This window comes from Yersinia vastinensis (genome assembly GCF_044905075.1).
GTDB lineage: Bacteria > Pseudomonadota > Gammaproteobacteria > Enterobacterales > Enterobacteriaceae > Yersinia > Yersinia vastinensis.
This window is the reverse complement of sequence record NZ_CP173260.1, coordinates 4,528,510-4,554,826: the sequence shown is the minus strand read 5'-3', so window position 1 is coordinate 4,554,826 and position 26,317 is coordinate 4,528,510. Positions and strand designations below refer to the sequence as shown.

Sequence of the window (26,317 nt, the reverse complement as noted above, 5' to 3'; positions counted from 1 at the left end):
AAAGACACCTTCGGGTTGTGAGGTTAAGCGACTAAGCGTACACGGTGGATGCCTAGGCAGTCAGAGGCGATGAAGGGCGTGCTAATCTGCGAAAAGCGTCGGTAAGCTGATATGAAGCGTTACAACCGACGATACCCGAATGGGGAAACCCAGTGCAATTCGTTGCACTATCGTTAGATGAATACATAGTCTAACGAGGCGAACCGGGGGAACTGAAACATCTAAGTACCCCGAGGAAAAGAAATCAACCGAGATTCCCCCAGTAGCGGCGAGCGAACGGGGAGGAGCCCAGAGTCTGAATCAGTTTGTGTGTTAGTGGAAGCGTCTGGAAAGTCGCACGGTACAGGGTGATAGTCCCGTACACAAAAATACACTTGCTGTGAACTCGATGAGTAGGGCGGGACACGTGACATCCTGTCTGAATATGGGGGGACCATCCTCCAAGGCTAAATACTCCTGACTGACCGATAGTGAACCAGTACCGTGAGGGAAAGGCGAAAAGAACCCCGGCGAGGGGAGTGAAATAGAACCTGAAACCGTGTACGTACAAGCAGTGGGAGCACCTTCGTGGTGTGACTGCGTACCTTTTGTATAATGGGTCAGCGACTTATATTTTGTAGCAAGGTTAACCGAATAGGGGAGCCGTAGGGAAACCGAGTCTTAACTGGGCGTCTAGTTGCAAGGTATAGACCCGAAACCCGGTGATCTAGCCATGGGCAGGTTGAAGGTTGGGTAACACTAACTGGAGGACCGAACCGACTAATGTTGAAAAATTAGCGGATGACTTGTGGCTGGGGGTGAAAGGCCAATCAAACCGGGAGATAGCTGGTTCTCCCCGAAAGCTATTTAGGTAGCGCCTCGTGAACTCATCTTCGGGGGTAGAGCACTGTTTCGGCTAGGGGGCCACCCCGGCTTACCAAACCGATGCAAACTCCGAATACCGAAGAATGTTATCACGGGAGACACACGGCGGGTGCTAACGTCCGTCGTGAAGAGGGAAACAACCCAGACCGCCAGCTAAGGTCCCAAAGTCATGGTTAAGTGGGAAACGATGTGGGAAGGCATAGACAGCCAGGATGTTGGCTTAGAAGCAGCCATCATTTAAAGAAAGCGTAATAGCTCACTGGTCGAGTCGGCCTGCGCGGAAGATGTAACGGGGCTAAACCATGCACCGAAGCTGCGGCAGCGACACTTAGGTGTTGTTGGGTAGGGGAGCGTTCTGTAAGCCGTTGAAGGTGAACTGTGAGGTTTGCTGGAGGTATCAGAAGTGCGAATGCTGACATAAGTAACGATAATGCGGGTGAAAAGCCCGCACGCCGGAAGACCAAGGGTTCCTGTCCAACGTTAATCGGGGCAGGGTGAGTCGACCCCTAAGGCGAGGCTGAAAAGCGTAGTCGATGGGAAACAGGTTAATATTCCTGTACTTGGTGTTACTGCGAAGGGGGGACGGAGAAGGCTAGGCTAGCCGGGCGACGGTTGTCCCGGTTTAAGCATGTAGGCGGAGTGACCAGGTCAAATCCGGTTGCTTATCAACGCTGAGGTGTGATGACGATGCACTACGGTGCAGAAGTAGTTGATGCCAAGCTTCCAGGAAAAGCCTCTAAGCATCAGGTAACATTAAATCGTACCCCAAACCGACACAGGTGGTCAGGTAGAGAATACTCAGGCGCTTGAGAGAACTCGGGTGAAGGAACTAGGCAAAATGGTGCCGTAACTTCGGGAGAAGGCACGCTGGCATTAGGTGAAGAGACTTGCTCTCGTAGCCGAAGCCAGTCGCAGATACCAGCTGGCTGCAACTGTTTAATAAAAACACAGCACTGTGCAAACACGAAAGTGGACGTATACGGTGTGACGCCTGCCCGGTGCTGGAAGGTTAATTGATGGGGTCAGCCGCAAGGCGAAGCTCTTGATCGAAGCCCCAGTAAACGGCGGCCGTAACTATAACGGTCCTAAGGTAGCGAAATTCCTTGTCGGGTAAGTTCCGACCTGCACGAATGGCGTAATGATGGCCAGGCTGTCTCCACCCGAGACTCAGTGAAATTGAACTCGCTGTGAAGATGCAGTGTACCCGCGGCAAGACGGAAAGACCCCGTGAACCTTTACTATAGCTTGACACTGAACATTGAGCCTTGATGTGTAGGATAGGTGGGAGGCATCGAAGCGTGGACGCCAGTCTGCGTGGAGCCAACCTTGAAATACCACCCTTTAATGTTTGATGTTCTAACTCGGCCCCATAATCTGGGGTGAGGACAGTGTCTGGTGGGTAGTTTGACTGGGGCGGTCTCCTCCCAAAGAGTAACGGAGGAGCACGAAGGTTAGCTAATCACGGTCGGACATCGTGAGGTTAGTGCAAAGGCATAAGCTAGCTTGACTGCGAGAGTGACGGCTCGAGCAGGTACGAAAGTAGGTCTTAGTGATCCGGTGGTTCTGAATGGAAGGGCCATCGCTCAACGGATAAAAGGTACTCCGGGGATAACAGGCTGATACCGCCCAAGAGTTCATATCGACGGCGGTGTTTGGCACCTCGATGTCGGCTCATCACATCCTGGGGCTGAAGTAGGTCCCAAGGGTATGGCTGTTCGCCATTTAAAGTGGTACGCGAGCTGGGTTTAGAACGTCGTGAGACAGTTCGGTCCCTATCTGCCGTGGGCGTTGGAAGATTGAGAGGGGCTGCTCCTAGTACGAGAGGACCGGAGTGGACGAATCACTGGTGTTCGGGTTGTCATGCCAATGGCACTGCCCGGTAGCTAAATTCGGAAGAGATAACCGCTGAAAGCATCTAAGCGGGAAACTTGCCTCGAGATGAGTCTTCCCTGGGGCTTTAAGCCCCCTGAAGGAACGTTAAAGACTATGACGTTGATAGGCTGGGTGTGTAAGTGCAGCGATGCATTGAGCTAACCAGTACTAATGATCCGTGAGGCTTAACCTTACAACACCGAAGGTGTTTTGTGTTTGAGAGATTTTCAGCGAAGTTTACAGATTGAATTGGCTGGCTGCATGAGAGTGATTGTGTAGCGAGTTGATGAAAACAGAATTTGCCTGGCGGCCATAGCGCGGTGGTCCCACCTGATCCCATGCCGAACTCAGAAGTGAAACGCCGTAGCGCCGATGGTAGTGTGGGGTCTCCCCATGCGAGAGTAGGACACTGCCAGGCATCAAACACGAGTTATCAGAGTGACATCTGGTAACTGACAAAATCGCGATAAGCGGTTTTGCACAGCGAGAAGCGCTGGCCCTGTTAAGGGTAAGTATCAGGAAGATACACGTAAAAGAATCGGTGGAGCGGTAGTTCAGTTGGTTAGAATACCTGCCTGTCACGCAGGGGGTCGCGGGTTCGAGCCCCGTCCGTTCCGCCACTTATTTAAATTATGCCTGCTAACTTTAGCAGGCATAATGTTAAGCGTAATTTAGGGGCGTAGCTCAGTTGGTAGAGCACCGGTCTCCAAAACCGGGTGTCGCGAGTTCGAGTCTCTCCGCCCCTGCCATATTAGACACCCTTCATTAAAGCGAAGGGTTTTTTTTATGCTCAAAATAGTCATTTAGTCTGCTTTTTGTTCTTCCCTCCATCCTTTTGAGCCAACCTCCTCTAGCTTTTGCTCTCTTCTTGAACATATTTATAGTGTGGATATTCCTAACTATTTTGTGAATTTACACATTATTCCTCGTCTCATTAACCACCTCTACTACTTATCTTTCTTCTAAATCCCCACAAAATTTTCAAAGGTAACGTTCCCAACTCATACCTATTTAGCTGAATTTATGTACAAAACGATTGTTATTCTATGGTGTGATGTTGCTCATTATTACTTTCACAAAATGTACTAAAACTAATTAACATTTTAGCTATCAGGAAGCTCACCTTAAAAAACATCATATGCTTTTAGAACAACATTATCTGCAAATTGGCCGAAGTTCAGGGCAGTACATGGCCTGAATGATCATCTTAACTGTTCTTCGGAATGGTAGTGAGTCAACGGCTCGACGATGGCAAGTGAGGAGAGAAATATGTACAGGCGTTTACTGTTAGCAGCAGCTGTAACAGCAGCAATGTGTAGTGCAGTCCAGGCGGCTCCGTTAGTCGTGGGTTTTTCTCAAATTGGTTCAGAATCCGGTTGGCGTTCTGCGGAAACCAAGGTTTCTAAACAAGAAGCTGAAAAACGCGGAATAACACTAAAAATCGCGGATGCCCAACAAAAACAAGAAAACCAAATCAAAGCGGTGAGATCGTTTATTGCTCAGGGCGTTGATGCCATTTTTATTGCTCCCGTGGTTGCTACTGGTTGGACGCCAGTTTTGCAGGAAGCGAAAGAAGCCAAGATCCCGGTGTTTCTGCTGGACCGTATGATTGAGGTGAATGATCCCTCTTTATATACCGCAGCAGTGGCTTCGGATAGCGTGTATGAAGGCAAAGTTGCAGGTGAATGGCTGTTGAAAGATGTCGCAGGCAAACCTTGTAATGTTGTTGAACTACAAGGCACGGTCGGTTCCAGTGTGGCGATTAACCGCAAAAAAGGTTTCGCTGATGGGATTGCCTCTGCACCTAATGTAAAAATAATTCGTTCACAATCAGGGGACTTCACACGTAGTAAAGGCAAAGAGGTCATGGAGAGCTTCATTAAAGCGGAGCAAAATGGCAAAAATATCTGTGCGGTCTATGCGCATAACGATGACATGGCAATTGGTGCCATCCAGGCAATCAAAGAAGCGGGTCTAAAACCGGGTACAGAAATCAAAATTGTTTCCATAGATGGTGTACCTGATATTTTCAAAGCAATGAGCAGTGGCGAAGCAAATGCAACTGTTGAATTGACGCCAAATATGGCTGGCCCTGCTTTTGATGCCTTAATTGCGCTGAAGAAAGATGGAACCCAACCTCCTAAATTTATCCAGACAGAATCCCGCCTGCTACAGCCAGATACGGCTAAACAGGAATATGAATCCAAGAAGAGCCTTGGTTATTGATTCAAAGGGCGGGGCTTGCCCCGCCTGCTTTCGTCACCTGTATTTGGACAATATCTGAGTCGTTTTTGAACGTGGGTACATCTGATGGAAACACTGCTAAAAGTCCGTGGCTTGTCGGTTGAATTTCCTGGTGTTAAGGCATTGGACTCTGTGGACTTTTCTCTGCATCGCGGTGAGGTTATGGCTTTGCTGGGAGAAAATGGCGCAGGGAAATCCACTTTAATCAAAGCATTAACTGGGGTCTATAAGCGGTCCGCTGGTGAAGTTTATTTAGATGGTGTGGCCATTCGCCCTATTGATACAGCTGATGCCCAAAAGATGGGTATCGGTACAGTCTACCAAGAGGTCAATTTACTCCCGAATATCTCTATTGCAGCAAATCTCTTCATTGGTCGCGAGCCATTGCATTGGGGGCTTATTGATCATCGAACAATGAACCAACAGGCGGAAAAATTACTAAAAGGTTACGGTTTAGCATTAGATGTTCAGCGGCCGTTAGCCGATTTCTCCATTGCAATACAGCAGATTGTTGCCATTGCTCGAGCAGTTGATTTATCAGCAAAGGTACTGATTCTTGATGAGCCGACAGCAAGTCTGGATGCTAAAGAAGTCAGTATGTTGTTGGATATTCTTCGCCAGTTGCGTGATCAGGGAATTGGTATGGTTTTCGTCACCCATTTCTTGGATCAGGTTTATCGGATCAGTGATCGTATAACGGTCTTGCGCAATGGCAAACTTGTTGGCACGAAAACTACCGCAGAGCTTCCTCGGCTTGAATTAGTTCAGATGATGTTGGGCCATAGCTTTGATGAACAATTGCTTAAACGTGGTGAACACAATATTACGGCGAGCAACCCTCTGGTTGAATTTAAAAATTATGGTCGACGAGGTGTGGTTGAGAACTTTGATTTATCGGTTTCCCCCGGTGAAATAGTTGGGCTTGCCGGATTATTGGGGTCAGGTCGAACCGAAACCGCGCAATTAATTTTTGGTGTCACTACTCCCGATAATGGTGAGGCCCAGATACAAGGCAAACCGGTAAAAATCAGAACGCCACGTAAAGCATCAAAACTAGGTTTTGGCTATTGCCCAGAAGATCGCAAAACAGATGGTATTGTGGGGGCCGCCACAGTGCGTGAGAACATTATTTTGGCTCTGCAAGCCCAACGTGGGTGGCTAAGGCCAATTTCTATGCGTGAACAGACTCAAATTGCGGAAGATTTTATCCAGCAATTGGGTATTCGGACTCCTGGCCCTGAGCAGCAAATTCAGTATCTCTCCGGTGGAAACCAGCAAAAAGTATTACTAGCCCGCTGGCTGGCCACAAAACCCCGATTTTTAATTTTAGATGAGCCAACGCGCGGTATTGATGTGGGGGCCCATGCTGAGATTATTCGGCTGATTGAGAAGCTGTGCGACGAAGGGTTGGCACTGTTAATCATCTCTTCCGAATTAGAGGAATTGGCAGGTTATGCTGATCGCGTCATTGTTTTACGTGATCGTCGGCATATTGCACAACTCGGTCACGATGAGATCTCTGTTCCTGCCATTATGCAGGCGATCGCGGTGCAATAAGGAGTTACCTCATGGGAAACAGGAGTCTGTCAATGACGCAAAGGCCGCGCAAAGTTAAATGGGTTTTGCCGAAAGGTGCCACTCAATTTGGCGCTTTAGCAGTCATTTTACTGATTGATAGTTTGGTCGCCCCACACTTTTTCTCAATTCATATTCAGGATGGGCGGCTGTTTGGCAGTGTCATTGATATTTTAAACCGAGGTGCTCCTGTTGCTTTATTGGCATTGGGAATGACATTGGTTATTGCGACCGGGGGCATTGATTTATCCGTTGGCGCCGTGATGGCTATTGCGGGAGCGACAGCCGCGACCCTAACCAGTGCCGGATATGCTTTACCGACAGTCTTAGTCGCTGCACTTGTTGTTGGTGCTCTGTGTGGGTTATGGAATGGCTTTTTAGTGGCGGTATTACAAATTCAGCCAATTGTCGCCACATTGATGTTAATGGTTGCGGGGCGAGGAATAGCCCAACTGATTACCGAAGGGCAGATTGTCACATTTGATAGTGGGGGGTTGGCAAAGTTAGGTAGTAGCACTTTGATGTATATGCCGATGTCGGTCGTTATTGCATTGGGCATGCTGATAATTGTGTGGTTATTGACACGTAAAACAGCACTGGGGCTATTTATTGAGTCGGTTGGTATCAACTTACGTTCTGCACGTAATGCAGGTGTGAGTACGCGGTTGGTGCTCATTGCGGTGTACGTGATTTGTGGGATCTGTGCAGCTGTCGCGGGCATTATTGTGACCGCAGATATCCGAGGGGCGGATGCTAACAATGCAGGTTTATGGCTGGAGTTAGATGCCATTCTTGCCGTAGTCATTGGCGGTGCATCGTTAATGGGGGGGCGCTTTAACCTTTTACTTTCAGTGATTGGCGCTTTGATTATCCAGGGAATGAATACAGGGATTCTACTCTCAGGTTATCAACCTGAATTTAATCTGGTTCTTAAAGCCATCGTCGTATTAGCCGTATTGGTGGTGCAGTCACCCATGATTTCATTGAGCCATATCTTCCGGAGGCGAAAATAATGTTAAAGCGCAATATTCCTTTGCTGATGACTATCGCCGTTTTTATTCTGGGATATGCATTTTGTCTTAGTCAGTTCCCCAGCTTTTCGTCCACCCGGGTATGGTGCGATTTACTGACTGATAACGCCTTCTTGGGCATTGTAGCTGTGGGGATGACCTTTGTTATTTTATCTGGGGGTATAGATTTATCTGTAGGTTCAGTTATCGCTTTTACTGGTGTGCTATTAGCGAAGTTAATCGGAACCTACGGTATTCACCCAATGTATGCTTTTGCCATCGTATTAGTCATGGGAGCAATGTTTGGCGCACTGATGGGCTGGATTATTGATTCTTTGAAACTCCCAGCCTTTATTATCACGCTTGCCGGGATGTTTTTTGTTCGCGGGATGAGCTTTATTGTGTCTGAAGAGTCTATCCCGATTAATCATCCGCTTTATGCCACGTTGGCGAATTATGCTTGGAAAGTCCCCGGAGGTGGGCGATTTACCCTGCTCGCCCTCATCATGCTCTTAGTTGTCGCATTGGGTATTTTGTTGGCACATCGAACCCGTTTTGGTCATAACGTCTATGCTATCGGTGGCAACAGTGTTTCAGCCGCTCTGATGGGGGTTCCTGTCAGACAGACTACGATTAAAATCTACATGTTATCGAGCACTTTAGCGGCACTATCAGGGATTGTTTTCTCTCTTTACACCTCTGCTGGCTATGCTTTGGCAGCCAGTGGTGTTGAACTAGATGCGATTGCGGCCGTTGTTATCGGTGGTACATTGCTGACCGGTGGTATCGGCACCGTCTTTGGTACTCTGTTTGGTGTCCTGATTCAGGGCCTGATCCAGAGTTACATTACATTTGATGGCACACTCAGTTCATGGTGGACCAAGATTGTCATCGGGATCTTGTTATTTAGCTTTATTGCTATCCAGAAGGCGATGAGTGCTTTTTACTTAAATCGTCGTGCTCGCCCTCAGCCGCCACCACTTAATCCTGTATAGCGCTTTGAGCGGCGTTATTCATTGGTGTTTTTAATAGCTGTCGAATCAATGTTTGCTGGTCACTGTTTTGCAACCAAACGGCATACAGTGGCCGCACGATCGGCGGGATATCCGCATTAATAGACAATTGTGGATACTCTTTCTGCCAATGCTCAGGTAGAAAAGCGCAGCCACCGGTAGTCTCCAGTAGTTGGCGGGTTAGATGGGCTGAAGTGGTGGTCAGTACCGGCATTTGCTCACTATTGAGTAATCGACTTTCTTGCTGATGGAAATCTGCCCCCCACTCAAGTTTTATATAAGGCGCTTCATTTGCATTTTTATGCTCGGTTTCACTGTCAGTTTTTTCTGCCAGAACAAGGGGAACCGATGAGAACAACCGCAGTGAAAAATGCCCTAATAACAAACTGGCCAATTCGTCCATTTTAGGGGGTTCAGTTGTTATCAATAAATCCAGTTGCCGTTCGTGCAACTGCTTCACCAGCGATTGCCTTAGTGCAATTCGAGCCTCAAGGCGCAATGCTTCCCGTTGTTTATATAACTGTTGCAACCAAGGCGTGAGGTAAGCCTCCCAAAGTGATGCGGTTGCACCAATAGACAACTCAGTGTGTTGCAGCGAATGAACGACCTCTTTTTTGGCTAGCTGCCAAGTGCTCATCAGTGTTTCGGCATACGGCACCAGTCTTTCGCCCGCAGGGGTCAGACGAATATTATTGCGATGGCGAGTGAATAAATTTGCACCTAATTGATTTTCCAACTGACGGATACGAAAACTTACCGCCGACTGTGTTAAGTACAAAGATTCAGCTGCGCGACCAAAGTGGCGAGTTCTACTGACCTCCAAAAAGGTTTTCAGTAATTCGGTATCCACACCTATCTCCAATTTTTTTTGTCGTTAAGATTTAAATGTTTTGTTTTACACGCTGTCAAGCCTATCTAATACTCCGCGCCATAAACAGCACGACCATGAGAGAATTAGGAGCGAGTCAGATGGCGGATAGCTTCATCACGACCAATCGTTTTTTTGATAATAAACATTATCCTCGCGGGTTCTCGCGTCACGGCGATTTCACCATTAAAGAGGCGCAATTACTAGAGCGCCACGGCCATGCTTTCAATGAACTCGATCTCGGGAAACGCGAACCAGCAACGGAAGAAGAGCATTCGTTTGTGGCTGTTTGTCGCGGCGAACGTGAGCCTGTCAGTGCCGAGGAAAAAGTCTGGTCTAAATATGTGACCCGGACTCGTCGTCCTAAACGTTTCCACACACTGTCTGGCGGTAAACCGCAGATGGATGCCGTGGAAGACTATACCGATAGCGACGATTAATAATACCCTTGGTACTTGATGGTGTATGGGCGCTAGCTGCGCCCTCATGATTTTAAGTATTAAGAATAGGGGGCTTTGTCCCCCTTCTATTTTCACATTAGGCTCTTATGCAACTGCAAGAGCAGTCGGTCCATACAACGGTAGCTTAGCGCCTCGGAAAGATGCTTTTTTTGGATATTATCTTCCAGAGCCAGATCAGCGATAGTCCGCGCAACTTTCAAAATATGGTGCCAGGCACGCACTGACAGCCCTAGAGTCAGCAGAACTTGCTCCAGAAATACCGCATTCTCCGGCGCTAGACAGCAGTATTCGGATATTTCTTGGCTATTAAGTTCTGAATTTATCTTCCCCGCTCTGCCCAGTTGTTTTTCTCTTGCCCGTAATACTCGTTGCCTGACGGTTTCGCTATTTTCCCCCTGATGTTTTTGCGTACCTAACATACCAGCTGGCAGTAATGGCACTTCTATTGATAAATCGAATCTGTCCAAAAACGGGCCTGACAGTTTTGCCAGATAGCGCAGTATCTGTTGTGGCGGTGTTCGGTTATGGATACCTTGATAATGACCACTGGGGCTGGGATTCATCGCGGCTATGAGTTGTACTTTAGCCGGGAAACGCACTTTAGCTGCCGCACGGGAAATGATAATTTCACCAGACTCAAGAGGTTCACGCAGCGAATCCAGCACCCGGCGCTCAAATTCCGGCAACTCGTCTAGAAAAAGTACGCCATTATGTGCCAGTGATATTTCACCAGGGCGGGGAATAGAGCCTCCGCCAATCAGTGCGGCCATTGAGGTACTATGATGTGGGGCACGAAAAGCTCGGCTGCGCCACAGAGTAGGTAATTCATTACTGTGTAATAGGCCATTAATAGCAGCGGCCTCCAGCGCTTCTTGATCTGTGAGTGGGGGCAGCAAGCCGGTTAATCGATTGGCTAACATGGTTTTACCCGTGCCCGGTGGCCCGAGTAACAGCAAGTTATGCCCACCGGCAGCCGTTATCTCTAGCGCGCGCTTCGCTTGTGATTGACCAATGATGTCTTGCAGATCAAGGCTTTTATCAGAATTTGTCTTATATTCAATGGATTGGCCTTTCTCAAGTGTAGTTTCACCTTGCAAAAATCCGCAGACAGCGAGTAAGTGATCCGCGACCCAACTGTTACCTTGTGGAATAAGCCCAATTTCATGGCTATTTGCGCCGGGCAGAATTAATTGTCGATGTGCTAGGTTGCTGGCAATTGCCGCCGGAATTGCGCCGTTAACCCGCCTTAGTGCTCCTGATAGGGCTAATTCACCCAAGAACTCATAGTGCGTTAATTTATCCGCAGGAATCTGCTCTGAAGCGGCCAATATCGCTAAAGCAATAGGCAGGTCATAGCGACCGCCCTCTTTGGGTAAATCTGCTGGGGCTAAACTGACAGTGATCCGTTTGGCGGGAAAGGTGAAACCGCTGTTGATCAGTGCGCTTCGAACGCGGTCCCGAGCCTCTTTTACCGTTGTCTCTGGTAATCCAACCAAGGTTAGCCCTGGCAAGCCATTGCTGATATGGACTTCAACCGTGACTGAGGGGGCCTGAATACCTAATGTGGCGCGGGTGTGAATAATGGCTAATGACATGATGCTTTCCTTCGCCGTAGTGCGTCCTGAGAGTTTGGGCGTCGTAATAGAGTGACTCAGGTTTTTTTTCGGCGCACTGAAAAAGAGTATTTTTGCAAAACTTCACGAAAAGTTTCGTTGCAATGGTGATATGAAAATCAAACATTGCGATGCAGGGAGCAAAAAAAAGACCAAACTCTCGATGAGGCTTTTACTGATTGATAACTAATGTGTTTATTGTATTTCGCGGCTCTGCTCACAAAATAATAATTTAAATAAATATTGTCATGTAACCGATAACTGTGATAACTCTGTAGGCATTCGTTCGACACTAGATAGATGAACAACCTAATTATGAAAGCGATTGTCCAAGTGATTAACCTAGTCCTAATTAGCGTGGTGGTGATTATTATCCCACCGTGCGGGGCAGCACTTGGACGAATAAAGGCATAAAAATCAAGCCTTAATCTCAAGAGAACCCCCGCACCGAAAGGTCCGGGGGTTTTTTTATTGGTACGTTAAAAGACGCGAGGAACATAAAATGCACAACAGAATAAAATTCTGTTCCTTCCGCAAAAGGTCGGGGAAATAACTATGAATGGTGCTCAGTGGGTGGTTCAAGCGTTGCGTGCACAGGGTGTTGATACGGTATTCGGCTATCCGGGTGGGGCGATTATGCCTGTCTACGATGCTTTGTATGATGGCGGTGTCGAGCATTTGCTCTGCCGCCACGAGCAGGGCGCTGCCATTGCTGCTATCGGTTATGCACGTGCCACCGGTAAAGTCGGGGTGTGCATTGCGACTTCCGGCCCCGGAGCCACTAATCTGATCACCGGTTTGGCTGATGCGTTGTTAGATTCCGTGCCCGTTATCGCTATCACGGGTCAGGTGGGTTCCGGCTTAATTGGAACCGATGCATTTCAGGAGATTGATGTTCTGGGGCTGTCTCTGGCCTGTACCAAACACAGCTTCTTGGTGGAATCACTGGATGCTTTGCCGGGCATTATGGCTGAAGCCTTTGCTATTGCTACCAGCGGCCGCCCTGGGCCGGTTTTAATCGATATTCCAAAAGACATTCAGTTAGCTGTGGGCGAGTTGACCCCGCATTTGATGCCAGTTGAAGAACATCCGGTGGATTCTGCTGCGGAGTTACAACAAGCTTGGAATATGTTGGCGACAGCGGAAAAGCCGATGCTGTATGTCGGTGGTGGTGTCGGCATGGCGCAGGCGGTTCCCGCTTTACGCCAGTTTATCGAAGTAACCGGTGTACCTACGGTCGCAACGTTGAAAGGTTTGGGCGCTCCCGATAGTGAGCATCCTTGTTATCTGGGTATGTTAGGCATGCACGGCACTAAAGCAGCGAACTTTGCTGTACAAGGCTGTGATTTATTAATTGCTGTAGGTGCCCGCTTTGATGACCGCGTAACCGGGAAACTGAATACATTCGCTGCGAAAGCAAAAGTTATCCATATGGATATCGACCCGGCGGAGCTGGGCAAATTGCGTCAGGCGCACGTCGCGTTGCAGGGGGATTTGAACGTATTATTGCCCGCGCTGCAGCAGCCGTTAAATATTCAGCCGTGGCGTGATGAGGTTATGGCATTAAAACAACAGCATAGCTGGCGTTACGATCATCCCGGACAGGCGATTTATGCTCCATTATTGCTTAAGCAAATTTCTGAGCGCAAAACCCCGCAGACAGTCGTGACCACCGATGTGGGTCAGCACCAGATGTGGACTGCGCAGCATATGAACTTTACCCGCCCTGAGAATTTCATCACTTCAAGCGGTTTGGGCACGATGGGTTTTGGCGTTCCTGCCGCCGTTGGTGCGCAAATGGCCCGCCCTGATGACATGGTTATCTGTGTCTCCGGTGATGGCTCGTTTATGATGAATGTTCAGGAGTTGGGCACGATTAAACGAAAACAGTTGCCGCTGAAAATCGTTTTGTTGGATAACCAGCGATTAGGTATGGTTCGACAGTGGCAGCAACTGTTTTTTGATGGGCGTTACAGTGAAACCAACCTTTCTGATAACCCCGATTTCATCACTCTGGCCAGTGCTTTCAATATCCCCGGCCAACGTATCACCCGTAAAGACCAAGTCGACGCCGCTCTGGATGCGCTGTTTAACAGCGAAGGCCCTTATCTGCTCCAGGTTTCCATCGACGAACTCGAAAACGTTTGGCCGTTAGTGCCGCCAGGCGCAGGTAATGAAACCATGCTGGAGAAAATCTCATGATGCAACACCAACTCTCTATCCAAGCCCGCTTCCGCCCTGAGATGTTAGAGCGCGTATTGCGGGTTGTGCGGCACCGCGGCTTTCAGGTTTGTGCTATGAATATGTCGCCAATGATTAATGCCGAGAATATTAATATTGAATTGACCGTTGCCAGCGGGCGACCTGTCGATTTACTGTCTTCTCAGCTGAGTAAGCTTATGGATGTCGCCTGCGTCGAGATCCTACAACCTAATACATTACAGATACGCGCCTGATGCGCCACAAGGAAAGAAAAGAATGACGAAGAAAGCTGATTACATTTGGTTTAACGGCGAAATGACTCCGTGGGCAGAGGCTAAAGTTCACGTGATGTCTCACGCGTTACACTACGGCACGTCAGTCTTCGAAGGTGTTCGTTGCTACGAATCCCATAAAGGGCCGGTCGTTTTCCGCCACCGCGAACACATGCAGCGCTTGCATGATTCTGCCAAAATTTACCGTATGCCGGTTTCTCAGACCGTTGATGAGCTGATGGAAGCTTGCCGCGAGACACTGCGTAAAAATAATCTGACCAGCGCTTATATCCGCCCATTGGTGTTTATTGGTGATGTTGGCATGGGTGTTAATCCGCCAGATGGCTATAAGACGGATGTCATCATTGCGGCCTTCCCATGGGGTGCCTATTTGGGTGCAGAAGCGCTGGAACAAGGGATTGATGCCATGGTTTCTTCATGGAACCGTGTGGCGCCAAACACCATTCCAACCGCGGCTAAGGCTGGGGGCAACTATTTGTCTTCCTTGCTGGTGGGCAGTGAAGCACGCCGCCACGGTTATCAGGAAGGAATTGCACTGGATGTTCATGGCTACCTGTCTGAAGGTGCCGGTGAAAACCTGTTTGAAGTAAAAGATGGCATTCTGTTCACCCCACCATTTACCTCTTCTGCTCTGCCGGGTATCACGCGCGACGCTATCATCAAATTGGCGAAAGATATGGGTCTGGAAGTCCGTGAGCAAGTCTTGTCACGTGAATCTCTCTATTTGGCTGACGAAGTGTTTATGTCAGGTACTGCGGCAGAAATTACCCCAGTTCGTAGCGTGGATGGCATTCAGGTTGGTATTGGTAAACGCGGCCCGATTACCGGCAAAATTCAGCAAGCCTTCTTCGGCTTGTTCACCGGTGAAACCGAAGATAAATACGGTTGGTTGGATCCAATCAATCCGCAATAAAAATAGACAGACAGAATCAGCAGGTGGTTCGTTCGCCACCTGCAATACAGAATAACCTGGAGTGAAGAGACAATGCCTAAGTACCGTTCCCATACCACCACCCATGGCCGCAATATGGCTGGCGCCCGCGCACTGTGGCGCGCTACCGGTATGACCGATGATGACTTCGGCAAACCGATTATTGCGGTAGTTAACTCATTTACCCAGTTTGTACCGGGCCACGTTCATTTGCGCGACTTAGGAAAACTGGTAGCGGAGCAAATTGAAGCCTCTGGCGGTGTGGCTAAAGAGTTCAACACGATTGCGGTGGATGATGGGATCGCGATGGGCCATGGCGGCATGCTCTATTCATTGCCTTCACGCGAATTGATTGCCGACTCTGTTGAGTACATGGTGAACGCCCACTGTGCGGATGCCATGGTCTGCATTTCAAACTGCGACAAAATTACCCCTGGGATGTTGATGGCGTCTCTGCGCCTGAATATTCCGGTGATCTTTGTGTCCGGTGGCCCGATGGAAGCCGGTAAAACTAAGCTGTCCGATAAAATCATCAAGCTGGATCTGGTCGATGCCATGATTCAGGGTGCGAACCCGAATGTCAGCGACGCTGACAGTGAGCAGATTGAGCGCTCAGCCTGCCCAACTTGTGGCTCTTGTTCTGGGATGTTTACTGCCAACTCGATGAACTGCCTGAATGAAGCACTGGGCCTGGCTCTGCCGGGTAACGGCTCATTGCTGGCAACTCATGCGGATCGTAAGCAGCTTTTCTTGGATGCAGGTAAGCATATTGTCGAGCTGACCAAGCGTTATTATGAGCAAGATGATGTCAGCGCTTTACCACGCAGCATTGCCAACAAAGCCGCATTTGAAAATGCCATGACACTCGATATTGCCATGGGTGGCTCCACCAATACGGTGTTGCATTTGCTGGCCGCGGCACAGGAAGGGGATATTGATTTCGATATCAGTGATATCGACCGTTTATCTCGTCAGGTGCCTCACTTGTGTAAAGTGGCCCCGAGCACTCAGAAATACCATATGGAAGATGTGCACCGTGCTGGTGGCGTTATTGGTATTTTAGGCGAGTTAGATCGCGCTGGGTTGCTTAATCGCAATGTTCGTAACGTGTTGGGGTTGGATCTGCCACAAACTTTGGCAGCCTATGACGTCATGCTGACCGGTGATGAAAAGGTCAAAAGCATGTATTCCGCAGGTCCTGCGGGTATCCGTACGACCAAAGCCTTCTCTCAGGATTGCCGTTTCCCGTCACTGGATACCGATCGCAAAGAGGGTTGTATCCGCACACGTGAACATGCTTATAGCCAAGACGGTGGTTTGGCTGTGTTGTACGGCAATATTGCCGCTGACGGTTGTATTGTGAAAACTGCGGGTGTGGATAAAGACAGTTTGACCTTCCGTGGTCCGGCTAAAGTGTACGAAAGCCAGGATGATGCGGTAGCCGCTATTCTGGGCGGCAAAGTGGTTGCCGGTGATGTGGTTGTTATCCGTTACGAAGGACCGAAAGGCGGGCCGGGGATGCAGGAAATGCTGTACCCGACCACTTATTTGAAATCCATGGGATTGGGTAAAAGCTGTGCCTTGCTGACGGATGGCCGGTTCTCTGGCGGGACCTCTGGTTTGTCAATTGGTCACGTTTCTCCAGAAGCGGCCAGTGGTGGTCTGATTGGTTTGGTACAGGATGGCGATTTTATTGATATCGATATCCCGAATCGTGGCATTCAATTGGATGTGAGTGAGTCTGAGCTGGCTGCTCGTCGTGAAACTGAAGAGGCCCGTGGTGATGCCGCATGGTCACCTAAAGCCCGCGAACGTCAGGTTTCTTATGCACTGCGCGCTTACGCCCTACTGGCAACCAGCGCCGACAAAGGTGCAGTGCGCGACAAAAGTAAGCTGGGAGGCTAATCCCCATGGCGGTTTCACAACCCTTATCCGCTGCCCCCTGTGGGGCAGAATATCTGCGGGCGATACTTCGCGCGCCAGTGTATGAGGTGGCGCAAGTCACCCCGCTGCAAGTGATGGAAAAAATCTCCTCCCGCTTGGGTAATACCATTTTGGTGAAGAGAGAAGACCGGCAACCCGTGCACAGTTTTAAACTGCGCGGGGCCTATGCCATGTTGGCGGGGCTGACTGAAGAGCAAAAAGCGTGTGGCGTGATAAGTGCATCGGCAGGTAATCATGCCCAAGGTGTGGCGCTCTCGGCCAGTAAGCTGGGTATTAAAGCGCTGATTGTCATGCCGGTAGCGACTGCGGACATTAAAGTGGATGCAGTACGTGGTTTTGGTGGTGAAGTGCTGTTATTTGGTGCCAACTTTGATGAAGCCAAAGCCAAAGCTATCGCGCTTTCCCAGCAACAGGGATATACCTTTGTGCCTCCGTTTGACCATCCGGCCGTGATTGCCGGGCAGGGAACGCTGGCGATGGAATTGCTCCAGCAAGACGCACATATTGATCGGGTGTTTGTTCCGGTCGGTGGCGGTGGGCTGGTGGCCGGTGTGGCAGTGCTTATCAAACAATTGATGCCGCAGATTAAAGTGATCGGGGTTGAAGCAGAAGACTCAGCCTGTTTGCATGCTGCACTAAAGGCAGGTCAACCTGTTGATCTGGCTCGTGTCGGGTTATTTGCCGAAGGTGTAGCCGTTAAGCGCATTGGTGATGAGCCTTTTCGGTTATGTCAGGAATATCTGGATGAAGTTATTACTGTCGACAGTGATGCCATCTGTGCTGCGGTAAAAGACTTATTTGAAGACGTGCGCGCTATTGCCGAGCCTTCAGGCGCCTTGGCGTTGGCAGGGCTGAAAAAGTATGTTCAGCAGCATAATATTCAAGGCGAGCGTTTGGCCCACATTCTTTCCGGCGCGAATGTTAACTTCCATGGGTTACGCTATGTGTCAGAACGTTGTGAACTGGGCGAGCAGCGTGAAGCCTTGTTAGCGGTGACCATCCCAGAACAAAAGGGCAGTTTCCTGCGTTTTTGTGAATTGCTGGGCGGGCGCTCAGTGACGGAGTTTAACTACCGCTATGCTGATGCAGATAATGCCTGCATTTTCGTCGGGGTACGTTTGACCCGCGGTTATGCAGAGCGGGCAGAGATTCTATCCGAGTTGCAGGAGAAAGGTTACCAAGTTGTCGATTTGTCCGATGATGAAATGGCGAAGTTACATGTGCGCTATATGGTTGGGGGGCGACCTTCCAAACCATTGCGTGAGCGCTTATTCAGCTTTGAGTTCCCGGAATCACCCGGCGCATTGCTGAAATTCCTGCACACCTTGGGCACTCATTGGAATATTTCTCTGTTCCATTATCGTAGCCATGGCACTGATTTTGGCCGCGTTTTGGCGGGGTTTGAATTATCGGCAACTGAGCCGCAATTTGAACAACATCTGACTGCACTGGGCTACGATTGCCATGATGAAACAGATAACCCGGCGTTTAAATTCTTTTTAGCAGGTTAAGTTTTTGAGCGAGTAACACCGCTGCTTTAGGCGCTAAAGACTAAAGCAGCCCCCAAAATGCTTCAATCAGCGGTTCATTGAGCCGCTTTTTGGGGACGCAAACACCCAATTCAAAAGGTTCTACCAGCGAGACATCATCTAGCAGAGAGATTCGGTTACGTACCGGCTCTGGGCTGTTATCGACCACCACCGATGGGATCAATGCCACACCACATCCTAACGCCACCATCGACACAATCGCCTCATGACCGGAAACCGTAGCGTATATCAATGGGTTAGTGATGCGTTGGCGGCGAAACCACAAATCAATACGTTTTCGTGATGGACCGTGTTCCGGCAAAATAAAGGGAATATTCGCCCAATCAGGTTGCTCAACTGATACTAATTCTCGCACCGCACAAGGGAGTGCTGGGGCAATGAGTACCAATGGAATCTCGCCAATTTGGGTAAAGGCCACGCTGCTGGGTAGGACTTCAGGGCGGCCAGCAATCCCCAAGTCAGCCTCATTAGACTGCACTTTATCGACGGCATCGGCGGCATCACCAGTGGTGAGTTTGATTTCAACCAGTGGATGGCGAGCACGGAAGCGGTCGAGAATTGGCGGTAAATGGCTATATGCCGCAGTGACTGAGCAAAATAGCCGTAGTTCGCCACTCAATGATGGCCCGTGCTGGCCTAATGCATGGCGCAATTGCTGATATTGCAGCAAGGTTTGTTGAGCAAAAGCCTTCAACTGGGTGCCAGCGTCAGTCAGTTGCACTGTGCGGTTATCTCGTAAAAAAAGTGGCTGGCCGATAGTCTCTTCCAACCGCTGAATCTGACGCGACAAGGTGGATGGACTCACGTGCATGGCCTTCGCTGTGCGGCCAAAATGGCGGCTTTCAGCCAAATGCAGGAATAATTTTAGGTCGCGTAAATCCATAGCCGCTTGCCCTCACGGGTCATGTAATAAGAACGTTGCAATAATTGCAATGTGACATTGTCAATATATCAATTTCCGCAATGGATTTCCTGTCATATAGTGAATTCACGCGAATCCCCAGCAAAGACAGGGGATGTGAAAATATTCAGTACACAAACACGACATTCGTTTGCAGTAAGTAGAAAAATAGCTGCACCCACAAAACAGAACCCGAACGGAGTAATACCATGGCTAACTATTTCAACACATTGAACCTGCGTCAGCAGTTGGCGCAATTAGGTAAGTGTCGCTTTATGGCACGAGATGAATTCGCCGATGAAGCAGGCTACCTGAAAGGGAAAAAAGTGGTGATTGTCGGCTGTGGCGCGCAGGGCCTGAACCAAGGCTTGAACATGCGTGACTCCGGTTTGGATGTGGCTTATGCCCTGCGCAAAGAAGCGATCGCCGAGAAACGTGCTTCATGGCGTAAAGCGACCGAAAACGGCTTTAAAGTCGGTACCTACGAAGAGTTGATTCCGCAAGCAGATTTAGTGGTTAACCTGACACCAGACAAACAGCATTCTGCGGTAGTTCAGGCTATTCAGCCTCTGATGAAAGAGGGCGCAGCACTGGGTTATTCTCATGGTTTCAACATTGTAGAAGTGGGCGAACAAGTGCGTAAAGACATCACGGTTGTGATGGTTGCGCCGAAATGCCCAGGCACCGAAGTTCGCGAAGAATACAAACGTGGTTTTGGTGTGCCGACATTGATTGCCGTTCACCCAGAAAATGACCCGAAAGGCGAAGGCATGGCGATTGCCAAAGCATGGGCAGCAGCAACAGGCGGTCATCGTGCCGGTGTGCTGGAATCTTCTTTCGTTGCTGAAGTGAAGTCTGACTTGATGGGTGAGCAAACTATCCTGTGTGGTATGTTGCAGGCCGGTTCACTGCTGTGCTTCGACAAGCTGGTTTCTGAAGGTACTGATGCCGCTTATGCTGAAAAACTGATTCAATTCGGTTGGGAAACCATCACTGAAGCACTGAAACAAGGCGGGATTACGCTGATGATGGACCGTCTGTCCAATCCGGCTAAACTGCGCGCTTATGCACTGTCTGAACAACTGAAAGAGATCATGGCACCGCTGTTCCAAAAACATATGGACGATATCATTTCTGGTGCGTTCTCCAGCGGAATGATGGCTGACTGGGCTGAAGACGACGTTAAATTGCTTAACTGGCGTGAAGAGACCGGCAGAACAGCATTTGAGAATGCGCCACAGTATGAAGGCAAAATCTCCGAGCAAGAATATTTCGACCACGGCGTGTTGATGATTGCGATGGTGAAAGCCGGGGTTGAGCTGGCATTCGAAACAATGGTGGCTTCTGGCATCATTGAAGAATCTGCTTACTACGAATCTTTGCATGAACTGCCACTGATCGCGAACACGATTGCCCGTAAGCGTCTGTATGAAATGAACGTGGTTATCTCAGATACCGCAGAATACGGTAACTACCTGTTCGCTAACGCAGCGGTGCCATTACTGAAAGGTAAGTTCATGGATTCTCTGCAAGCTGGCGACTTGGGTAAAAGCGTTGCCGGGACAGCAGTAGATAATGCTCAACTGCGCGACGTAAACGAAGCTATTCGTAATCACCCAATTGAAGCTGTAGGCCATAAGCTGCGTGGGTATATGACCGATATGAAACGTATCGCGGTTGCGGGCTAATCAAGCTATCTTACTGGCCATTTCAGGCTTGGGCAGTGCTCGTGATCCTCACGTATTAATATACGCTCCGGTCACTGTGCGCTGTCCGTACCTGAACTGCCTGCGACGATAACGCTTGATGCTATCTACTGGTCATTTCAGGCTTGGGCAGTGATTGAAGAGTATAATTCTCGGTCGCAGTATCCAGTAATAAATCATTATGAAAGCCTCTCCGCAAAGAGAGGCTTTTTTTTATCTCGGATTTTATGTATTTCGACGCTATAAAAATTTAATAAATTAATGCTATCGCGGCCCGTAAAAACTCTTGTAAGGTGTCAGTCGTGGTTAAATACATCGCCACTAATCTCTATTTTTGATTTCATAAAACATAACATTATTTTGATGAATCAACCTTGCTAATTAGCGAGGTTTTTTTGTTAGCGCATCAGGCCAAGATTCATGTGGCTCAGACGGCTTTAAATTCTGCTCAACATCAATTAAATATGGCCCATCCCTCCTAAAAAAGAACATGTTGGAGGAAGAGAAAAATATGAAATTCATCACGTCAATCCAATTAATGGTGGTGGTGCAGTTTATGATATAGATAATCTGCGAGTGGTCACACCGAAGCGACATATTGAAATACATACAAGAAATGGAGTGTAACGATGACCATTAAGAAGTTATCAGAATATACTGAGAGCGAATTTCTTGAACTGATTAAATCCCTTTTTGATGGGGATTTTAAGTCAGAGGAAGAGCTTGATTCAGTAGTTCACGAAATTGTTGTCGCAGTTGACCATCCTGATGGAACAGATATTCTTTTTTATCCTTCAGATGATGGAGAGGATAGTCCTGAAGGTGTCCTTAATTTTATTAAAAAATGGTTAGCCGAAAATGGCAAACCAGGCTTTAAAGAGTAACTCATATAGCTAAAAATAATATAAGCCGTCTTTAGTTATGGCGGTTTATATTACTTCTAATAAATTAGTTTATGAAGTATTAACTTTATGAATAATAATTTCATTATTACATCATCTGGTTCCCAGCAGACTCGGGATGACAACCGGTGTATATTTATCTTAATAGTCCAAGGAGTGAGGCGGGTAAAAGTCTGGGAGCACCGATCCCATCACAAATTGCGGATAAATTACGAGGCCAAGAATTTAGTAGCTTTGATAAATTTCGGGCCGCGTTTTGGGAAGAGGTGAGTAAGGAGCCGAGCTTAGCTATACAATGTAAGTCTGGTAATTTAGGGAATATTAAAAATGGTAAAGCTCCATCACCAAGAGAAAGTGAGCAGATAGGTAGTCGAGTAAAATATGAACTTCATCATGTAAAGCCTATTAGTGATAATGGTGCTGTTTACGACATTGATAATATTAAGGTATTGACGCCTAAAAGACATATAGAGATTCACAAAGAGGTAAAATAAAATGAAAAAGAAAACTATTTCTGACTACACTGAATCTGAGTTCTTAGCGTTTGTAAGGACGTTTTTTAATGTGGAAAGCTCCTCTGAAGAGGAGGATATTAAAAATTTACTCGAATTTAAACGATTGTGTGAACATCCTTCAGGTTCTGATCTTCTCTATTACCCAGATGATAATAGAGAGGATAGCCCTGAAGGTGTCGTGGATGAAATAAAAAAATGGTTAGCCGAAAATGGCAAGCCAGGCTTTAAAGAGTAACTCATATAGCTAAAATAATATAAGCCGTCTTTAGTTATGGCGGTTTATATTACTTCTAATAAATTAGTTTATGAAGTATTAACTTTATGAATAATAATTTCATTATTACATCATCTGGTTCCCAGCAGACTCGGGATGACAACCGGTGTATATTTATCTTAATAGTCCAAGGAGTGAGGCGGGTAAAGGTCTGGGAGCACGGATCCCATCACAAATTGCGGATAAATTACGAGGCCAAGAATTCAGTAGCTTTGATAAATTTCGGGCCGCGTTTTGGGAAGAGGTGAGTCAAGATCCTGAACTGGCTGGGCAGTTTTCACCTCTGAACCTAAACAGAATGAAACAGGGTTATGCTCCTTATCCAATACCAACCGAACAAGTTGGAGGAAGAGAGAAGTTTGAACTTCATCATATCAAATTTATTAGGGATGATGGGGCTGTTTATGATATTGAAAATCTAAGAATAATGACACCAAAACGACATATTGATGTTCATTCAAAAAAATGAGGTGAATAATGGAATTAAAAAATAGTATAACGGAATATACTGAAAGTGAATTTTTAGATTTTCTAAATAAAATTTGGGTTGTAGATGTTCCTGAGAATGAACATGATGAACTTATTCGTCATTTTGTGAAGGTTACAGAGCATCCCCAAGGTAATGGAATTCTTTTTTACCCCGATAATGGGGCTGATAATAGTCCTAAGGGAATTTTGGCAGAGGTTAAAAAATGGCGAGACGAAAATGGCAAGTCAGGCTTTAAAGAGTAAACTCGGTCATTAAGTTATAATGCAAGCCACTGCTTTGATTGGCTTGCATATTTTATAGTGATTAATTACTCAATCATCAATTTACTTTTATAATGAATTATTTTTATACAACTATGCAAAACATAATTTAAATATGTCGCCAGTAAATAAATACTATTTTTTACTAATGCTATTGCCTGGTTTTTTTTGCATAGGTCTCAAAACTAATATGTTAATTTTATTATAGTAAGCTTCTTCGCTATTTAGTAATGATTGTTTATTTATATAGACTGTTAATTCTAATTTTAAAATATATTAAGGAGATAAGTTATGAATGATATTAAAACTGTTCTGGCACGTTGGGGCGTCTGGGCCAGAGATCATTCTTATCTTGATTATCCACATATTGCGAGTGGATTTAAGGGCGCGACTGCGATACGGCGAAAAATTGAGCCTTGCTGCGATAATGACGGGCTTATAATAGATAATATTCTTGGTAACTTACAGCATGCTTCCAAAGAAAGCGGATTAGAGCTTATTCTTCGTCATTATGTTTATGGCCAATCCAAATGTGCTATTGCCAGATTAAAGAAATGTGATGAGCGCGAAATAAGAAGTCAATTACAAATTGCTGAGAGATTTATTGATGGTTGTATAACGCAATCGAAAGTTTCACTGGAAATGTGTAGGAGATAATATTAGCGTATTTATTTTAACTCACTAACCCCAATGCCAGATGGCTATCCAACATTGGGGCGCTGATTAATCCGAACTCACTGCTTTACTTCAAATGGCTACTGAATACTTTCGAGTTACCTAAATCATCAATTAAGACGAAATTGACGGTATTACTGCCGGCGAGTGGTGCGCGGTTGAGTGGAAAATCGAGCGTTGAAAAAGGCGCTATCATATCCGGTAGACTTTCTGCCGAACCTAATGTCAGAGAAGCTAATGACGCATAATAAGGCGTCGGGTTATTAACTTTAACCAAAGCAGTATTATCATTACGCACCAAAGTAAAGGTTAATGCTTTACTCAGTGTATCCCCCGGCGCAGATAAATTATTTGGCCGATAAAATACTTTATATTGCATGCGCAAAGCCAAGGTGACGAAAGATTCATCTTCAACTTTAGTCACGGTTTTGGGAGGGATTTCGTAAACATTGAGCCAAAATGCAGATTCCCTATCCGTCGGTAATTTACTGGCCCCGGATAAAATCAGCCGCAGGCTGCGTTGCGCCTGTGGTTGTAGCCGAAACAGCGGTGGGAGCACCAATACAGGGGAAATGGCTTTCTCCGGTGTTGCCATCAAATTACCATCATCCACCCAAACCTGAACTGCTACCGGATAGTTATTGCTGTTAACCAGTTGCAGTGACTCTTCAGTGCTGCCTCCGCTGAAGATAATACGGGTCTTTTCTGCAATCACGCTTGCCATGGTGGGCAGGCTCCAAGTCACCATAAGCAAGAACAGCAAACTTGCAATCCCACTATTTACGCGTTTGAAAAGGATATTATTGGATACGGATAACCACTTGCGCATGCGCATTCACAGCTCCTGGCGTCACAGTTTGTCCGCTGATTTTGCTTAACTCAGCCCGAAAATTCTCAGTGTAACTATTGCCTCCGGTCACGGCGCCAGTGACTTCTTGTGCGCCTTGGAAAATGCCATACCAGCCACCATCGTTGCCGGTTAATGTGACATTTTTTGATAACAGATTGATCGGATTATTATTACGGTAAATACGGATCCCAACACCGCTTGCGGTTCCAGAGGTGCCATAATTATCAGAAACTAAATGGCTGATCCCGCCGCTACCATTCATTAACCCCAATGCTTGGGCTTTCGCTGCATTTGCTGCGGGTACCAGAAAGCCCATTGCGACTGTACCTGCGGTAACTCCAGAGGTAATACCGGTCTGGCACTGAAAGTCCACACTAAATTCAGCCGAACTGGTATTACCGCCATTGAGTTCTGCCACCGAGATACGGGGCAATATTACTGTCGGTGTAAAATTGGTGACGGCACAAATTGTAGTTCGGCGGAAAGTCACATAATTATACAGCCCTATGGATGCCGGCCAAGTACCATACCAACCGGGCCAGTTAGCTACCGAGTCAGTGCCTTCAATTGGGCCACTGATGCCCGGTCCTTTAAACGCGATATAGGCATTGGGCTGGGTATAGGCGTAGGCATAAGAGGCCGCATTATTTGTTGAGGCTCGGGCATAGTCAACGCGAAATAGCTCAGTATACAAGTTACTGAAATTCTTGGCTTTGACCAAGATACGCCCAGAGCTATCCGTATCAAGATCCGTTAAGCGACGGCCTTTCCATAACCGGGAGTAATACTCACCGGTGGATAAGTTTGTAAGTCTGATAACAACATTGCGGACATAGGTGGCAAAACCAGAAGGAACGTTGCCTGCAATATTTCCATCTTCATTCTTGCCGCCAAAATCGTTATCGCCGTTAGTGGCATACATTTCAAAGAGCTGATCAACATCGGCCGCCTCACAGCGGAATAGCACCCGCTCAGGGTCATAACCGGTATTTAAAGCAAAGGTCGTAAAGTTTGATGTGGCAGCTGCTAATAGTGTGCCATCCGGTTGAAAGTTGGCATTGGTGCTAAGGTCAATAACCCCCGGCAAACCGAGTGACCCATTATTGTAATCCAGAGAACCGGCCCACGCACTTGCTGTACCATCACCAGCCCCAAGCTGGCTTTGCAGGGTAATTTTGGTGCAGGCAGACCATGCCGATGTACTGCAGAGGCCAATAAATAGCATCACACCCGCCAGTAGGGGCGGATAACGATGACTGACTGCGGTAGCTGGCCGTGAGACTTCGCAAGATATTAACTGCTTT

Annotated in this window: 24 protein-coding genes, 2 tRNA genes and 2 rRNA genes; 23 read left to right on the top strand and 5 right to left on the bottom strand. The window is 47.5% G+C overall.

The window, feature by feature from the left end:
* Positions 1-21 precede the first annotated feature (21 nt).
* From ACIOG0_RS21095 to yjfF, 8 genes are all read left to right on the top strand, one after another.
* Positions 22-2,929, top strand: a 23S ribosomal RNA gene (locus ACIOG0_RS21095).
* Positions 2,930-3,038: 109 nt separating this feature from the next.
* Positions 3,039-3,154, top strand: a 5S ribosomal RNA gene (gene rrf, locus ACIOG0_RS21090).
* A 125-nt stretch (positions 3,155-3,279) separates the two neighbouring features.
* A tRNA-Asp gene (locus ACIOG0_RS21085) sits at positions 3,280-3,356 on the top strand.
* 53 nt (positions 3,357-3,409) lie between these two features.
* A tRNA-Trp gene (locus tag ACIOG0_RS21080) sits at positions 3,410-3,485 on the top strand.
* 520 nt (positions 3,486-4,005) lie between these two features.
* Positions 4,006-4,962: a galactofuranose ABC transporter, galactofuranose-binding protein YtfQ gene (ytfQ, locus tag ACIOG0_RS21075; RefSeq protein WP_019213113.1), complete on the top strand. Its 957-nt coding sequence runs from the start codon at positions 4,006-4,008 to the stop codon at positions 4,960-4,962.
* Positions 4,963-5,046: 84 nt separating this feature from the next.
* A complete protein-coding gene (gene ytfR / locus ACIOG0_RS21070) occupies positions 5,047-6,537 on the top strand; it encodes a galactofuranose ABC transporter, ATP-binding protein YtfR (protein WP_050101936.1) in 1,491 nt (496 codons plus the stop codon).
* Between the two features lie 32 nt (positions 6,538-6,569).
* Complete coding sequence (ytfT, locus tag ACIOG0_RS21065) at positions 6,570-7,568, top strand: galactofuranose ABC transporter, ATP-binding protein YtfT (protein ID WP_050101935.1); 999 nt, start codon at positions 6,570-6,572, stop codon at positions 7,566-7,568.
* Positions 7,568-8,560: a galactofuranose ABC transporter, permease protein YjfF gene (gene yjfF, locus ACIOG0_RS21060; RefSeq protein ID WP_050101934.1), complete on the top strand. Its 993-nt coding sequence runs from the start codon at positions 7,568-7,570 to the stop codon at positions 8,558-8,560. The genes ytfT and yjfF overlap by 1 nt, the downstream gene beginning before the upstream one ends.
* On the opposite strand, the gene hdfR is transcribed toward yjfF, so the two are convergent.
* Entirely contained in the window at positions 8,547-9,428 is an 882-nt protein-coding gene (gene hdfR, locus ACIOG0_RS21055; RefSeq protein WP_050101933.1) for an HTH-type transcriptional regulator HdfR, read from the bottom strand. The genes yjfF and hdfR overlap by 14 nt on opposite strands.
* A gap of 119 nt (positions 9,429-9,547) precedes the next feature.
* On the opposite strand from hdfR, the gene ACIOG0_RS21050 reads away from it, so the two are divergent.
* Positions 9,548-9,886: a DUF413 domain-containing protein gene (locus ACIOG0_RS21050; RefSeq protein WP_050101932.1), complete on the top strand. Its 339-nt coding sequence runs from the start codon at positions 9,548-9,550 to the stop codon at positions 9,884-9,886.
* Between the two features lie 92 nt (positions 9,887-9,978).
* On the opposite strand, the gene ACIOG0_RS21045 is transcribed toward ACIOG0_RS21050, so the two are convergent.
* A complete protein-coding gene (locus tag ACIOG0_RS21045; RefSeq protein WP_128451670.1) occupies positions 9,979-11,502 on the bottom strand; it encodes a YifB family Mg chelatase-like AAA ATPase in 1,524 nt (507 codons plus the stop codon).
* 333 nt (positions 11,503-11,835) lie between these two features.
* Between ACIOG0_RS21045 and ilvL the strand changes: the two genes are divergently transcribed.
* The 6 genes from ilvL to ilvA all read left to right on the top strand — a co-directional run bounded on the left by ilvL (position 11,836) and on the right by ilvA (position 18,401).
* Positions 11,836-11,934, top strand: a complete 99-nt coding sequence (gene ilvL, locus ACIOG0_RS21040; protein WP_071817873.1) for an ilv operon leader peptide — start codon at positions 11,836-11,838, stop codon at positions 11,932-11,934.
* 141 nt (positions 11,935-12,075) lie between these two features.
* Positions 12,076-13,722, top strand: coding sequence for an acetolactate synthase 2 catalytic subunit (ilvG, locus tag ACIOG0_RS21035; RefSeq protein ID WP_050101930.1), 1,647 nt, complete (start codon positions 12,076-12,078; stop codon positions 13,720-13,722).
* Positions 13,719-13,976 (top strand): acetolactate synthase 2 small subunit, encoded by a 258-nt coding sequence (ilvM, locus tag ACIOG0_RS21030; protein WP_025379943.1) that lies wholly within the window; start codon positions 13,719-13,721, stop codon positions 13,974-13,976. The genes ilvG and ilvM overlap by 4 nt, the downstream gene beginning before the upstream one ends.
* A gap of 22 nt (positions 13,977-13,998) precedes the next feature.
* A complete protein-coding gene (locus ACIOG0_RS21025) occupies positions 13,999-14,928 on the top strand; it encodes a branched-chain amino acid transaminase (protein WP_050101929.1) in 930 nt (309 codons plus the stop codon).
* Between the two features lie 72 nt (positions 14,929-15,000).
* Positions 15,001-16,851, top strand: coding sequence for a dihydroxy-acid dehydratase (ilvD, locus tag ACIOG0_RS21020; protein WP_050101928.1), 1,851 nt, complete (start codon positions 15,001-15,003; stop codon positions 16,849-16,851).
* 5 nt (positions 16,852-16,856) lie between these two features.
* Positions 16,857-18,401, top strand: coding sequence for a threonine ammonia-lyase, biosynthetic (gene ilvA / locus ACIOG0_RS21015; protein WP_050101927.1), 1,545 nt, complete (start codon positions 16,857-16,859; stop codon positions 18,399-18,401).
* 40 nt (positions 18,402-18,441) lie between these two features.
* On the opposite strand, the gene ilvY is transcribed toward ilvA, so the two are convergent.
* Positions 18,442-19,323 (bottom strand): HTH-type transcriptional activator IlvY, encoded by an 882-nt coding sequence (gene ilvY / locus ACIOG0_RS21010; RefSeq protein WP_050101926.1) that lies wholly within the window; start codon positions 19,321-19,323, stop codon positions 18,442-18,444.
* Positions 19,324-19,550: 227 nt separating this feature from the next.
* Here ilvY and ilvC point away from each other — a divergent pair, with 227 nt between their 5' ends.
* From ilvC to ACIOG0_RS20970, 8 genes are all read left to right on the top strand, one after another.
* Positions 19,551-21,029, top strand: a complete 1,479-nt coding sequence (ilvC, locus tag ACIOG0_RS21005; protein WP_050101925.1) for a ketol-acid reductoisomerase — start codon at positions 19,551-19,553, stop codon at positions 21,027-21,029.
* Positions 21,030-21,509: 480 nt separating this feature from the next.
* A complete protein-coding gene (locus tag ACIOG0_RS21000; protein WP_328591097.1) occupies positions 21,510-21,674 on the top strand; it encodes an HNH endonuclease signature motif containing protein in 165 nt (54 codons plus the stop codon).
* A gap of 2 nt (positions 21,675-21,676) precedes the next feature.
* Positions 21,677-21,931, top strand: a complete 255-nt coding sequence (locus ACIOG0_RS20995) for a bacteriocin immunity protein (protein ID WP_050296241.1) — start codon at positions 21,677-21,679, stop codon at positions 21,929-21,931.
* Between the two features lie 146 nt (positions 21,932-22,077).
* Positions 22,078-22,443 (top strand): HNH endonuclease signature motif containing protein, encoded by a 366-nt coding sequence (locus ACIOG0_RS20990; protein ID WP_241652280.1) that lies wholly within the window; start codon positions 22,078-22,080, stop codon positions 22,441-22,443.
* 1 nt (position 22,444) lies between these two features.
* Positions 22,445-22,699 carry a bacteriocin immunity protein gene (locus tag ACIOG0_RS20985; RefSeq protein WP_128451668.1) on the top strand — a complete coding sequence of 85 codons (255 nt, stop codon included), beginning with the start codon at positions 22,445-22,447 and terminating at the stop codon, positions 22,697-22,699.
* 145 nt (positions 22,700-22,844) lie between these two features.
* Positions 22,845-23,207 carry an HNH endonuclease signature motif containing protein gene (locus tag ACIOG0_RS20980; protein WP_241652279.1) on the top strand — a complete coding sequence of 121 codons (363 nt, stop codon included), beginning with the start codon at positions 22,845-22,847 and terminating at the stop codon, positions 23,205-23,207.
* Positions 23,208-23,215: 8 nt separating this feature from the next.
* Positions 23,216-23,470, top strand: a complete 255-nt coding sequence (locus tag ACIOG0_RS20975) for a bacteriocin immunity protein (RefSeq protein ID WP_128451667.1) — start codon at positions 23,216-23,218, stop codon at positions 23,468-23,470.
* A 309-nt stretch (positions 23,471-23,779) separates the two neighbouring features.
* Positions 23,780-24,145: an antiterminator Q family protein gene (locus tag ACIOG0_RS20970; RefSeq protein ID WP_128451666.1), complete on the top strand. Its 366-nt coding sequence runs from the start codon at positions 23,780-23,782 to the stop codon at positions 24,143-24,145.
* Positions 24,146-24,230: 85 nt separating this feature from the next.
* Here ACIOG0_RS20970 and ACIOG0_RS20965 read toward each other — a convergent pair whose 3' ends face one another.
* The gene (locus ACIOG0_RS20965) at positions 24,231-24,911 is read right to left on the bottom strand and encodes a molecular chaperone (RefSeq protein ID WP_072086709.1); all 681 of its coding nucleotides are present in this window, start codon (positions 24,909-24,911) and stop codon (positions 24,231-24,233) included.
* Between the two features lie 52 nt (positions 24,912-24,963).
* Positions 24,964-26,238, bottom strand: a complete 1,275-nt coding sequence (gene stbD / locus ACIOG0_RS20960) for a fimbrial usher protein StbD (protein ID WP_050100930.1) — start codon at positions 26,236-26,238, stop codon at positions 24,964-24,966.
* Between the last annotated feature and the right edge of the window lie 79 nt (positions 26,239-26,317).